The 12,948-nt window shown below is 39.1% G+C and carries 8 protein-coding genes and 1 other annotated feature; all 8 genes read right to left on the bottom strand.

What is annotated here, in order from left to right:
• Window positions 1–150 precede the first annotated feature (150 nt).
• Window positions 151–6,084, bottom strand: a complete 5,934-nt coding sequence (locus IYQ23_RS01050) for a mucin-binding protein (protein WP_195673829.1) — start codon at window positions 6,082–6,084, stop codon at window positions 151–153.
• 368 nt (window positions 6,085–6,452) lie between these two features.
• A complete protein-coding gene (gene rpmA / locus IYQ23_RS01055; protein WP_003032879.1) occupies window positions 6,453–6,746 on the bottom strand; it encodes a 50S ribosomal protein L27 in 294 nt (97 codons plus the stop codon).
• Between the two features lie 17 nt (window positions 6,747–6,763).
• The gene (locus IYQ23_RS01060; RefSeq protein ID WP_003032850.1) at window positions 6,764–7,108 is read right to left on the bottom strand and encodes a ribosomal-processing cysteine protease Prp; all 345 of its coding nucleotides are present in this window, start codon (window positions 7,106–7,108) and stop codon (window positions 6,764–6,766) included.
• 16 nt (window positions 7,109–7,124) lie between these two features.
• Complete coding sequence (gene rplU, locus IYQ23_RS01065) at window positions 7,125–7,439, bottom strand: 50S ribosomal protein L21 (RefSeq protein WP_003035040.1); 315 nt, start codon at window positions 7,437–7,439, stop codon at window positions 7,125–7,127.
• 34 nt (window positions 7,440–7,473) lie between these two features.
• Window positions 7,474–7,545 (bottom strand) — a sequence feature (ribosomal protein L21 leader region).
• A gap of 148 nt (window positions 7,546–7,693) precedes the next feature.
• The gene (gene thiI / locus IYQ23_RS01070; RefSeq protein WP_195673830.1) at window positions 7,694–8,908 is read right to left on the bottom strand and encodes a tRNA uracil 4-sulfurtransferase ThiI; all 1,215 of its coding nucleotides are present in this window, start codon (window positions 8,906–8,908) and stop codon (window positions 7,694–7,696) included.
• A 3-nt stretch (window positions 8,909–8,911) separates the two neighbouring features.
• Entirely contained in the window at window positions 8,912–10,054 is a 1,143-nt protein-coding gene (locus tag IYQ23_RS01075; RefSeq protein ID WP_195673948.1) for a cysteine desulfurase family protein, read from the bottom strand.
• 112 nt (window positions 10,055–10,166) lie between these two features.
• Window positions 10,167–12,086 (bottom strand): fructose-1,6-bisphosphatase, encoded by a 1,920-nt coding sequence (locus IYQ23_RS01080; protein ID WP_195673831.1) that lies wholly within the window; start codon window positions 12,084–12,086, stop codon window positions 10,167–10,169.
• A 42-nt stretch (window positions 12,087–12,128) separates the two neighbouring features.
• Window positions 12,129–12,947 carry a pyruvate, water dikinase regulatory protein gene (locus tag IYQ23_RS01085; RefSeq protein ID WP_003032860.1) on the bottom strand — a complete coding sequence of 273 codons (819 nt, stop codon included), beginning with the start codon at window positions 12,945–12,947 and terminating at the stop codon, window positions 12,129–12,131.
• Between the last annotated feature and the right edge of the window lies 1 nt (window position 12,948).

Genomic DNA, 12,948 nt, shown 5'->3' on the forward strand with positions numbered 1-12,948 from the left:
AAGCCTTTCTTTTGTCAAGCATATTGTTTCAATCTTTTAACAAAAAAAGGAAGCTTCACAAATCAACTATGCCAAGTTGCTTGTAAAGCTTATCCTTTCTATCGAATGATTCAACCTTTAGATCACTTTTATATGTTTACAAAAGATTCATCAATCTTCTTTTTTTCGACGACCAATATAACCGAAAGCTGATAAAAGTAAACTTACGCCCGTCAGCGTTGCAAGCGTTGGACCAACTTGAGAATCACCTGTGCTTGGCAAGATTTCTGTTTTCGTTGGAGTTGCTTTTGTAGGAGTCGTTGGTACAACTGTCGGAGTAGTTGGCTTGTCCGGCGTTGACGGAACTACTGGAGGAGTTGGTTTATCTGGAGTTACTGGGATCGCAGTATAATAAACATCCTTAACCATATCCTCTTGAGTGACTGTTTCTGCCGAAACAGTTGCCACATCTACCCTATAACCTGGAATCACTGGGGATGGCACAGCGTCATAATTAGCTTTGTCACTGGTCCAAGCTGTAGCCGAAACTTCAGTGCCTGTGATCTTATCTTTCGTTACTGTGCGTGTCCACGTTGCTGTTTGTACATTATTAGCTGGCGTTTGACTACCCGCTCCATGATAACGAACCGTCAAGCTCACTTTCTTGCTTTCTTGACTGTCTGTCGTACCATGTTTCAAATGAACCACTACATTTTGATCCACACTGCTGTCTGTGTCAAATTTAGCTGGTAATTCATCTTTAGAGACTAATTCATAACCTTTAGCTTGATAAGCTGCAACCATTTGATCGTACTTCGTTGGTGCATCAGTTGGTAAGTTCGTACCTGAATGACCTGTTGCCAATTCGACTTGGTTTTCTAAAGTCGTACTGGTTGTGTCATCAACGACCGTGTAAGTAACTTTTTGAGTTTGAATACCATAATGAACATCTTTAACAATATCTTCTTGCGTGACTTTTTCTTGCGGAACTGTTGCCACATCTACTGTATATCCTGGAATTACTGGCGATGGAATAGCATTATAATTTGCTTTATCTGCTGTCCAATCCGTTGCCTTCACAACATCGCCCGTCACCTTGTCTTTTGTCACCGTCCGTGTCCAAGTTGCTGTTTGCACATTATCGGCTGGCGTCTGGCTACCTGCTCCATGATAGCGAACCGTCAAGCTCACTTTCTTGGTTTCTTTGCTATCTGTTGTACTATGTTTCAGACGAATGACAACGTTTTGATCTTTCGTGCTATCCTTGTCAAACTTGGCTGGTAAATCATCTTTAGAGATTAACTCATAGCCTTTATCTGTATATCCTTTGACAATTTGTTCATACTTCGTTTTAGCAGTTGTTGGAATGGCAGAATCCGAATCACCAGTCGTTAATTCTGCTTGGTTTTCCAAAGTTTTTTGTGTCGTTTCATCAATGACTGTATAAGTGACTTTTTGCTTATCAGCTGTATATGTGACTTTTACAACCACATCTTTACTATCACCTATGATACCATCAACAGCTTCAACAACTGGTTTGTCAGCTGTGTAACCTGCAATTATTGGAGAAGTGACTGCCACAAAAGTACTTGTACTTGGAGACCATGCACCTTTTGTAACAGCTTTTGTTACTTCATCAGTCCTCACTTCTCTAGCAAAGTCTAGTGTAGCTTTATGACTTTCTGCTGCTTGGCTACCATCCTTATAAACATAATGAATTGTTTCAGTAACAGTTGTATTTTCCGTAGATGCTGTCACTTTATGTTTCAAGTGAACAACGACATTTTGGTCTACGCTACTATCTGTGTCAAACTGAGTAGGAAGATTGTCCTTAGATACCAATTCATAACCTTTAGCAAGATAATCATCAACGGCTTTATCATACTTCGTCTGCGCATCATCAGGAAGATTTGCACCAGAATCACCTGTTGTCAACTCTACCTTGTTCTTTAAAGTAGTGTGGGTTGTATCATCAATAATAGTGTAAGTGACTTTTTGCTTGTCGGCCTTGTATTTAACCGTAACCTTGATATCCGCCTGATCAGCAGTTACGGTTTCTGCGTCAACTTTAGCCTTATCTGGCGTGTAGCCATCAACAGTTGGAGAGACTACCTCTGGGAAGGTGCCAGTAGATGGTCCCCATGCCCCTGTTGTAACATCCTTCGTCACTTCATCTGTTTTCATTTCTCTAGAGAAAGTCAAGGTCGTTTTCTTCTCTGGAGCTGCTGGTGTATTATCATCCTCGTAGAGGTAGTTGATGGTTTGCGTAACAGTTTTGGTTTCTGTAGAAGTTGACACTTTGTGTTTCAAGCGAATGACCACGTTTTGGTCCACGCTGCTGTCTGTGTCAAATTGGGCTGGCAATTCATCCTTAGAAGCCACTTCGTAACCTTGTGTTAAGTAGCCTGCGACTACGGTGTCGTATTTCGTTTGTGCTGCAGCTGGAAGAGCAGCACCAGACTCGCCTGTTGTCAATTCAACCTGATTTTCCAGAGTCTGACCTGTTGTCTCATCTACAACTGTGTAAGTAACTTTTTGCGTTTGGATTGTGTAATATACATCCTTAACAATATTCTCTTGAGTAACTGCTTCAGACGGCACTGTCTCGACATCCACGCTATATCCTGGAATCACTGGTGATGGCACAGCATCATAGTTTGCTTTGTCGCTTGTCCAAGCTGTGGCAGAAACTTCTGTGCCTGTGATCTTATCTTTTGTTACTGTACGAGTCCAAGTCGCTGTCTGCACATGGTCTGCCGGTGTTTGTCCACCGGCACCGTGATAACGAACAGTCAAGTTTACAGACTTGCTTTCTTGGATATCAGTTGTACCATGCTTCAAGTGAACAACCACATTTTGATCGTGGTTACTGTCAAGGTCGAACTTAGCTGGAAGCTGGTCTTTCGAAACCAATTCATAACCTTGAGCTAGATAAGCATTCACCATTAAATCATATTTTTCTCGGGCACTATCTGAAAGAGGAGTATCAGAGCCTCCGCTGGTAAGTACTTCCTTATCTTTCAGCGTTTTTTGGGCAGTGTCGTCAATGATGGTATAGGTTACCTTTTGCTTATCTGCTTTATAGGTAACCGTTTCTTCAATATCTGCGCTATCTCCCGTAATCTGTTCAACGGCTGCTACAGTTGCCTTATCTGGTGTATAACCATCAACCTTTGGAGAAACTACCTCTGGGAAGGTTCCGGTAGACGGGGTCCAAGGACCCTTATAGACAATCTTATTAGTCACCAGATCCTTGGTGTTAATCCGCTCAAAGTCCAAAGTCTGAACCTTAGTAGCCGCTGCCTGTGTGTTATCTTCATAAACATACTTGATAGTCTCCCTGACAGTCCTAAAGTCTTCAACCAAATCCATCTTATGACGTAGATGAACTTTAAAGGTTTGAAGAGTTTCATTATAGGTTACACCAGTTGCTGGATAATTGTCTGAAACAAGTTCATAATTTCGATCAGTATACGTCTTAATGGTTTCAGCTGTTCGATAAGGATCAGTCTGCCCATAAAAACCATTCAAATCCTTTGTTTCAAGCGTTTCCCCTGTTGTGTCATCGATATAAGTTACCTTTGCACTAGCTGGATTAGCTTTGTAAACAACTGTCTTTTCGATATTGTCACTGTTAGCCGTAATATTGTCAACTGCTGGAACCTCCGCTAAATCTGGAGTGTAACCTTTGATTGTTGGTGATGTTACTGCCGCAAAACTTGTTCCATTTTCTGCTGTCCAATCACCAGTTGTAACATTTGTAACAAGGTCTGTTGTTGCTGTTCTGGTGAAATCTAATGTAGCAACATAGGTTGGTTTTGCTTCTGTACCATTTTCATAGACATATCTGATAGTCTCTTTGACAGTTCTCTTTTGAGTTTCAGTTTTTGTCTTATGTTTTAAATGAACCTCAAATGTTTGAAGTTTATCATTATATTTCACACCTGTTGGTGGATACTCATCTTTAACCAGTTCATAATTTTGATCTGTATACTTTTTAATAGTTTCGGTTGTTCTGTATGAATCAGTAGTATTGTAATCACCAGTCAATTCTTTTGTTTCAAGAACTTTATTTCCATCAGTATCATCAATATACGTTACTTTTGCATTAGATTTATTTACAGCGTATACATAGTAAAAATCTTGATCGTTATTTTCAAAAGCTATGGACTGACTAGTAGTAAGCTGTTTTCCTGATATTGAAGTAATAGGATTCTGTGTCGTTACAAGAGTATATCCTGCAATCGTTTTCGGAGTAGCCTTATAATCTGGTGATTTAGGAACACTCCCCCCTGCTGGGAAACCAAATTGATAATCTTGTGTTTCTATTTCTTTACCTGTAGTATCTACATAGTGTATTGTAATCTTTTTTTGACCTTCTGCACGCGCATTTGATGGAGTTGTTGTGGCAGAAATCGTTTCTTCTTTAAGCTTAGTTACATTACCATTGTCATCAACGTTATAACTATAACTTCTTGACTCATTCGTTATAGTATTCTTAATTGAGGAATCTGCAAAAGTAATTCGTGTTGAATGTCCAGTTCCTTGAATGACACTAGCATCCTTTAAAATAGCACTAACTTTTTTATTGACTTCTTCTGTTCTGTTGATTTCCTGATACTTATCTCCCATTTGAGCATAATCATCAGTTGGCCAAATTTCATGATAGGTAGTTGCACCCTCACCTATCATTTTCCCTAAATTGATGGCAACTGTATAAGTTCCATCTCCATTATCAATAACAACTGAAGAATTTTTGCCTGCTTGCTTTAATGCTTTAAGAATAGTATCATTTGTTGAATTTGCAGGTAGATCTATTGACTTATTATCTGGATCTGACTTTATACTAATAGAGCTAGGAGTATCTCCTTTAACAAGATACTTCCCATCTTCGCTAATAGCTAAGGTAGAAGTATATCTTTTCGGATCAGGTTTGATACTAATAATTTTCGATCCATTACCTGGTTTTATACGGTAAATAGAAATGATATCTCCTTGAGGAATCCCTGTTTGTCCAGGATTTTTGCCATCGCTAGATAATAGATTATTATAATAGTTAGCATCACCAGTTGAAGTACCTAATTTTATTGAATCAGCTTTATCACTACTAGCGCTATTATAAACTGCAAAAGGAGCCTGTGCTTTTTCAAACGTCCTAGGCTGAGGTTTAAACGTAAATGTATTCCCATTTATTTCTAAAACAATATTTTCATAACTTGATTTTGCTGTAAATTTTCCAATAGTTGCTGCTTTCTGAGTAATTTCAACAATTTTTTGTCCTTCAAATTGATTATTTAAAGTAATCACATAAGCAAGATTATTTGGATCAGAATGTTCAAATTTAATTGTTCCAACACCGTTTATTGGTTCCTCTGTTCCTGAACCAAGATTAGAGTAGTACGCTCCATAAGCATTGTTTACCAATTTAACTGGAATGCGAATCTTTGTACCAGCCTTTAGAGTCCCATCTTGAGTCAGAGTAAATTTCATATGAATTTGCTCAAATGCTATTTCTTGATTGGATAAAGTTTTTTCATCCCCAGAATTCATAGTTGTTCCATCTTTTGTTGTAACAGTCACTTTGAAATCTGAAATCTGAGAAAGAGCTTCTGTCACACTTCTGCGACTGCGTGCTGCTCTTGTTTGAGGTGCTGTATTCGTTTCTTCCGTCTTCGGAGTTGTTTCTGATTGAGACGGAGTTGGAGATGGTTTAGAAGATTCTTCTTCCGTTGATGAGCTATTGCTGCTTGATGGAGATGAATCTTCTGATGACGTGCTTTCTGTACTTGAGCTTTGAAGTCCTGAAACAGATTGAGCCGCATCCATTATTTCATTTTCTGATACTGAAGAACTACTGACTGAAGAAGCATCTTCTGATATTGGAGTTGGAACAACAGCTTTTTCAGTTTCCGTTTTCTCTGATGAATCTGAAACACTAGTAACTTGACTGTTCATACTACTCTGCTCATCAGCTTGAACCGTCTGACTTCCTCCCACAATTCCATACATTGCTAAAGTGGCTATCGCAACGGAAACAAGACCCACGCTTTTCTTCCGTAAAGAAAATTTATCACGTTTTCCATTATAAAGTTTAAAACTTTTCACTTAGTATATTCCTTCCATAGTAAAATATCTATATAATTTTTATCTGATGGGTAAAGTTGAGAATAAAAACCCATTACCCATTCCTAAAAATTGAATAAACCTACATTATATATTATACTTTGATAACTGGAATTATTCAACTAATATGATACTAAAATACATAAAAAACACATGTGAAATGTACTTAAAATAAAGATAGCTGCAAAATTGTTTACAGCTATCTCAGAATAGGTTGACTGGACTACCCCAACCTCTTATGTATCTTATAAGATAAAAATTGTTCATTTTATCTGCAAGTTTTTGTTAAAATGATTTCTCATTCCCACAAGAAAGGCCCACGCCATTTAGAGGCACGGGTCTTTAATTTCTTATTTCGCAATTGGGTAAACAGAAACTTGTTTTTTATCGCGACCTTTGCGTTCAAAGCGTACAACGCCTTCAACTTTTGCAAACAAAGTGTCATCTCCACCGCGTCCAACGTTGACACCTGGATAGATGTGAGTACCGCGTTGACGGTAAAGAATAGATCCACCAGTTACAGTTTGTCCGTCAGCTGCTTTAGCTCCAAGACGTTTTGCTTGTGAATCACGTCCGTTAGATGTAGAACCTCCACCTTTTTTATGAGCGAAAAGTTGCAGGTTCGCAAGATTCATTTTCAACATAATGTTTTTCCTCCGTGTTAGTTTTCTGTGATAACTCTTGTCTGGACGAACTCAGCTGAGTCCTCCGATAAGTTTGCCATACCCAAGAAGAATGATTCAAAGAAAAGTTGAGTCATTTCTCTTTGGTGAGATGGAATATCTGTAGGAATCTCTACCCGTAAGAATCCACCTTCTTCTTCGTTTAATTCTAAGATTGGTTCATAGCCTGCGAATTTTTCAATCGAATTGATGAAATTTATGGCAAGCGTAGAAACCGACGCACACACGACATCAAAGCCGTATTCGCCACTTTCGGCGTGTCCAGTAATTTCTGCACTCCTCAGCTCACCATCCTCGGCTCGTTCAAAGACTGCTTGTATCATGTGCTCTCCTTAAAAATTAAGCGTTGATTGCATTGATGACAACCTTAGTATATGGTTGACGGTGACCTTGTTTACGATGGCTACCTTTTTTAGGTTTGTACTTGTAAGTAACAACTTTCTTTTGTTTTCCTTGTTTTTCAACAGTTCCAACAACAGTAGCTCCAGAAACAAGCGGAGTTCCGACAACAGTGTTTTCACCACCAACAAGAACAACTTCGTCAAATGTTACATCTTGACCAGCTTCAACGTCTAATTTTTCAACGTAAATTGCTTGACCAACTTCAACTTTAACTTGTTTGCCGCCAGTTTTAATGATTGCGTATGTGCTCATTATGCACCTCCTATGAATTTTACGGGTTTCCCCTAATTTTGTGAAGACTCGCCTAGCATCGTGGGACGAACCACTTATGACGATGTTCGAGCGGTTGCACAGGCTGTGCATAGTCAACTCTCTAAGTATAGCATTTCTAGAATTATTTGACAAGTATTTTTTATCAAAAGACTAACTCAGTAGCTTTTAGTAATTTTTAATAATTTCCCAGAATAACTTCCCAGAATAACTTCCAATCTCAAAATCCGTTCTTATTACAACAATCCCTCAATCATTTCATCCACCTCGTCTGTTTCTGCTTCTGGTGTAATTTCAGTAATGATGATACCAGCAACAGCACGTTCCACTAAAGCATCTACATCCATACGTGCTTCGTATTGCTCTGCATTTTTTATCTTTGGATTGGTTTTCGGACGATCTGGGGCAAAAATGGTACAGCAATCTTCAAAGGGCTGAATTGAGATATTAAAGGTATCAATCTTTTCAGCAATGTCAATGATTTCCAGCTTATCCATGGTCACAACTGGGCGAATAATGGGAGTGTTGGTGACAGCATTAATCGCTTGCATACTCTCTAGCGTTTGGCTAGCAACTTGACCAAGACTTTCTCCGTTGATGATAACGAGCCCACCACGTTCTTCACGAATGCGATCTGTAATGCGCATCATAAAGCGTCGAGTTAGGGTCATCAGATAAGCTTCTGGTGCTTTTGCTTTAATTTCTTCTTGAATTTCCGTGAATGGCACTTCAATAAATTGAATACTGCCACCAAATTTGGTTAATTTGCGCGTCAAATCTTGCGCCTTTTTGAGAGCACCGGGACTTGTATAAGGAGGGCTAGCAAAGTGCACCGCTTCAATATCCACTCCACGTTTTAGAGCTAAATAGCCTGCAACGGGTGAATCAATCCCGCCTGACAACATCAGCATGCCTTTTCCAGATGTTCCGACAGGAAGACCGCCTGCTCCACGAATCGTTTCATAGGACAGATAGGCTGCTTCTTCGCGGATTTCTACTTGCAGTGTAATATCTGGCGCTTTCATCTTGACTTGAACATGTGGAATCGCATCAAAGACCGCATTTCCCAAGGTCTGGTTCAACTCACGACTATCCAATTCAAAATTGTGGTCACTGCGTTTGCTGGCAATCTTGAAAGTCATCCCCTCTTTATAAATTTCTTTCATAATTGTCTGCACCGCTTCAACCAAAGCAGGAACTGATTTTTCAATCTTATAAGACGGAGAGAAATTTTGAATCCCAAAAATTTGTTTAAGCGATTCTGCAACAGGTTGATAGTCCGTTCCGTGAAGATAGACATGTGCACGATCTCGGTCTGCTTTCACATGCACATCTGGGTAAACAGAGAGGACTGCTTGCATATTGCGTTTCAATTTGTTAATAAAACGCATGCGATTTTTTCCTTTGGTTGAAAGCTCGCCGTAACGAACCATAATTTCTGAATATTGCATTGTTTACCTTACTTTTCTAGTTTTTTCATAAATGAGTTTAAACGTTGTCAGGAATTGCTCAATCTGACTCATGTCATTATCGGCATCCAGACTAATTCGCACAGCCGTTTGAGCTAGGGATTTTTCAACACCCATAGCTATTAATGTTCCAGCTGGTTTGCCAGCTTTAGAGGAACAAGCACTCGTAGTAGATATATAAATGTCATACTCTTCAAAAGCATGAACCACTACTTCACCTCGTACACCTTTAATTCCCAAAGTCAAGATATGGGGTGCAAACTCTTTTATTCCTGAAAAGATCATCACATCAGGATACTTAGCTAGCTCTTCTAGGATAATCTCTTTCATTTTTGCGGTTCGTGTGGTGAAAGTTTCCAAATTTTCCATAGATATGCGCAAGCCTTTTGCGGTTGCTGCAATACCCGCCAAATTTTCAGTCGTAGAACGCTTGTCTGATTCTTGACCGCCACCATTCAACAGCGGACTGATTTTCTTACCAGACTTGATATAGACAAAACCAACACCCCGTAAACCATGAAATTTATGACTAGAAAATGTCGCAAAGTCCACGCGCTCAGTTAAATAATCTTCTGTTGGAATCTTAGCTATTGCCTGCACTGCATCCACATGAAAAGAAATAGTTGGCTTGTCCGCTAAGAGTTCTGAAATAGCTACAATTGGTTGAACAGAGCCGATTTCATTGTTGACCGCCATGACTGAAATTAAAGTTGTATCCGGTCGGATAAGGGTAGCTAATTTTTCAACATCTACAAAACCTTTTTTATCAACAGGCGCAAAGTCCACTTCAAAGCCTTGCTGCATCAGCCAGAGAGCGGATTCTTTCACTGCTGGATGCTCAATAGCAGACACAATGATATGCTTGCCATAACGCGCTTTTTCAAAAGCCACACCCTTGATAACCCAATTATCGCCTTCCGTCCCTCCAGACGTAAAGAAAATCTCTTGAGAGGATTTACCGAGAAGCTCCGCAATTTGCCTGCGAGATGCATCTAACAAGCGGGTCGCCTGATTGCCCAAACTGTGGAGACTAGAAGGATTTCCCCAAATTTTAGAAGCAACTTCTGTATAGGTAGCCAAAGCCTCTGGGTAAGGCTTGGTTGTTGCTGAATTGTCTAAATAAATCATCTTAAACCTCTCCATTTCAATACTCCTATTGTAACACGAAAAAGAAATGGGGACAACAGCAAAACTTGAAATGAAAAGGCCCTCCAAGTTTTGGCTTGGAGAGCCATAAAGGTTAATCATAAAATTCATGCAAGAGAGCAGATAGTTCCTGTTGTTGTTCGATGAGGCTTTGCCCGATTGTCGTTGATTTTATCAAAGTTCGCTCACGGACATGCTCAATCACTTTCTTCAAGGATGAGAGATCCACAGCCTTCTCAATCATTTTTTGCACATTTTGAAAAGGTTGGTGTGTGACAATTTGAAAACCATATGAATTATTGAGCAAGGAATAACCAGCAATTCCCGTTTTCTTTTGATAGGCTTCACACAACCCACCGTCAATGACAAATAGCATGCCTTCTCCTCGGATTGGAGATTCGCCTTTCAATGTTTTTACAGGTGTATGCCCATTTACAATCCTAGAATCTTCAGAAAAGAGACCGAATTCTTCCAAAATCAACTTGCAGATCTTAGCAGAATTCCGATAGGAGAAATAGGGATTTTCCTTTTCAACGTGCGTTTCCTTATCCTCAATAAAATAACGCTCTAAGGTGGTCATCTTATCCTTACCAAACAAGGGAGATAGTTTTCCATTCCAACAGTACCAGATAAGATCCGTTGAGAAATCGTCTTGAATCTCTGGATTTTTAGAACTTTCTCGAATGTGGTATTCAAAAAAGTCGAGCAATTCTTTACCAGCATAGCGAATTTCATTGATCTGCAAAGGTTGAAAATCTCCAGACTCTTCCAAAGGAATGCAACCATGAAAAAGAAGATGACTGTTATAAATTTTATACATGGAGCCCTTGTTCATCAAAAAAGAAATGTGGTTCTTGAGCTGAATAGAATGCTGGAATGAATCCAGCAAAGTAGCAACCACTTCTTCTTCCTCGGCTGTCAGCTGATCTGGATGTTGAGGATTGATTGTTTGAAAGCAAGTATTAGCTAAAAAATACTTCTTTTCTCCAACTAGAATACTTTCTTCCCAATAATCAATCTTATCCAGAGTAAGATGTTGAGCCATATCAAACTCCGGCCGCCTTTTAATCAGTTGATTTTCCAATTTAAACTGAATGATTGCTAGTGCTTGGTGAACCTTTTCCAGCTGGAGGATTTCTTTAGGAGAATAGCTATCGCTTCTTTTTCCTAATTTTGGTTTGAACTTTGCATTTTCCGAATAAGTCTTTTCAGCAAAGAGGACGAGCGGTCTTAGATTGAGACCATAAGCTCTCTCAATATCGTAAAGATAGCCATATCTAGCAGCTATTCGTAAGAGAATGAGTAGACATTCTTTTGAGCCGAAGAAAGCCCCCATCCAGATAATGTCGTGGTTGCCCCACTGAATATCAACAGAATGATAAGCCATGATTTCATTCATTACTTTATCTGCGGCTGCCCCTCGGTCAAAAATATCGCCGACTATATGAAGATGATCAATGATTAACTGCCGAATTACTTTTGCTAATGCCGAAATAAACTGACTTGCCTCGCCTAGATCAATCAAATAGTTCTGAATCGTTTCAAAATAAATATTACTATCCGACAGATTGCGATCTGTATAGAGCAATTCTTCAATCACATAAGCATATTGTGGCGGCAAAGCCTTTCTCACTTTGGAACGAGTGTATTTTGCTGCCACAAAGGTTAGCAAAGTCAACAAGTTTTGAATGATTTCTCCATACCAGCTCTTGTCTTTCAAAGGATAAAGAAAACCATCACTCAAAACTTCCTGAGGGTAAGCAATTAACAAGGTCAGCTTGTCTTTTTCCGCTTTTGATAAATCCTCTCTAAAGCAGTCATTGATTTTTTCATTCAGATTCCCCGCACAGGTTCTTAAGATGTAGTCAAAAGCCTCAAACTCACCGTGAATATCGCTAAGATACAATTCTGTCCCTTTTGGCAAATTTAAAATAGCTTCCAGATTGATTAACTCTGTAATGACCTTTTGCTTGGAATCAAACTCTTTTAATAAAATTCGTTTGTATTGCTCCATTCGTTCACCTCGTTTAAATACAGCACCTTAGGGCTTTAATTCTTATTTTGAAGCTAGAGATTTTAAATGTTCTTCAATGATGCAAGCCGTTTCTTCAATAGATTTATCTGTCATATTGATAACATGTGCTTGATATTTTTGAAATACTTTTTTAGAATAATCCAATTCTTCATAAATTTTTTCTACATCTGTATAGCTTGTAGCTTGTGTCAAACCGAGCGCATCCAAACGGTTACTTCTTACTTTGACCAATTTATCCGGTTCACAAACCAGCCCAATCATTCTTCTTCTATCTACTTTATCCAAGATTTGCGGTAGCGGAACCTCTGGAATCAAGGGAAGATTGGACACTTTGTAACCTTTATTAGCTAAATAGATACTGAGCGGAGTCTTGGAAGTCCTAGAAACTCCTAGAATCACAAGGTCTGACTCCAAAAATCCTTGCGGATTCTTGCCGTCGTCATATTTAACAGCAAATTCAATAGCTGAAATTTTATTGAAATATTCCGTGTCCAAACGGTGCAGGACTCCCGGAACTTCAATCGGTTGCGTGCCTGTTTTTTCTTTGATGATTTCAAAAAATGGATTCATCAAATCCAGATAAGACAAATGATTGACTCTGCTAAATTCCCTCGCAGTTGCTGCCAAATGACTGTCTACTAAGGTACTAATCACAACTGCGTCATCTTTGATAGCGTCCTGCAAAATATCCAACAATTCAGACTCCTTATTTATAAAAGGAAAACGATAGCTATTATTAAAAATCAAATCTGGGTATTGAGCCATAACGGCTGACAGTAATTTTTGGGATGTTCCTCCCAAAGAATCAGAAATAGCGTAAATGGTAATCTCTTGTTTCATG

Origin of the sequence: Streptococcus sp. HF-100 (assembly GCF_015594635.1) — a bacterium.
In the GTDB taxonomy this organism is placed as follows: domain Bacteria; phylum Bacillota; class Bacilli; order Lactobacillales; family Streptococcaceae; genus Streptococcus; species Streptococcus vaginalis.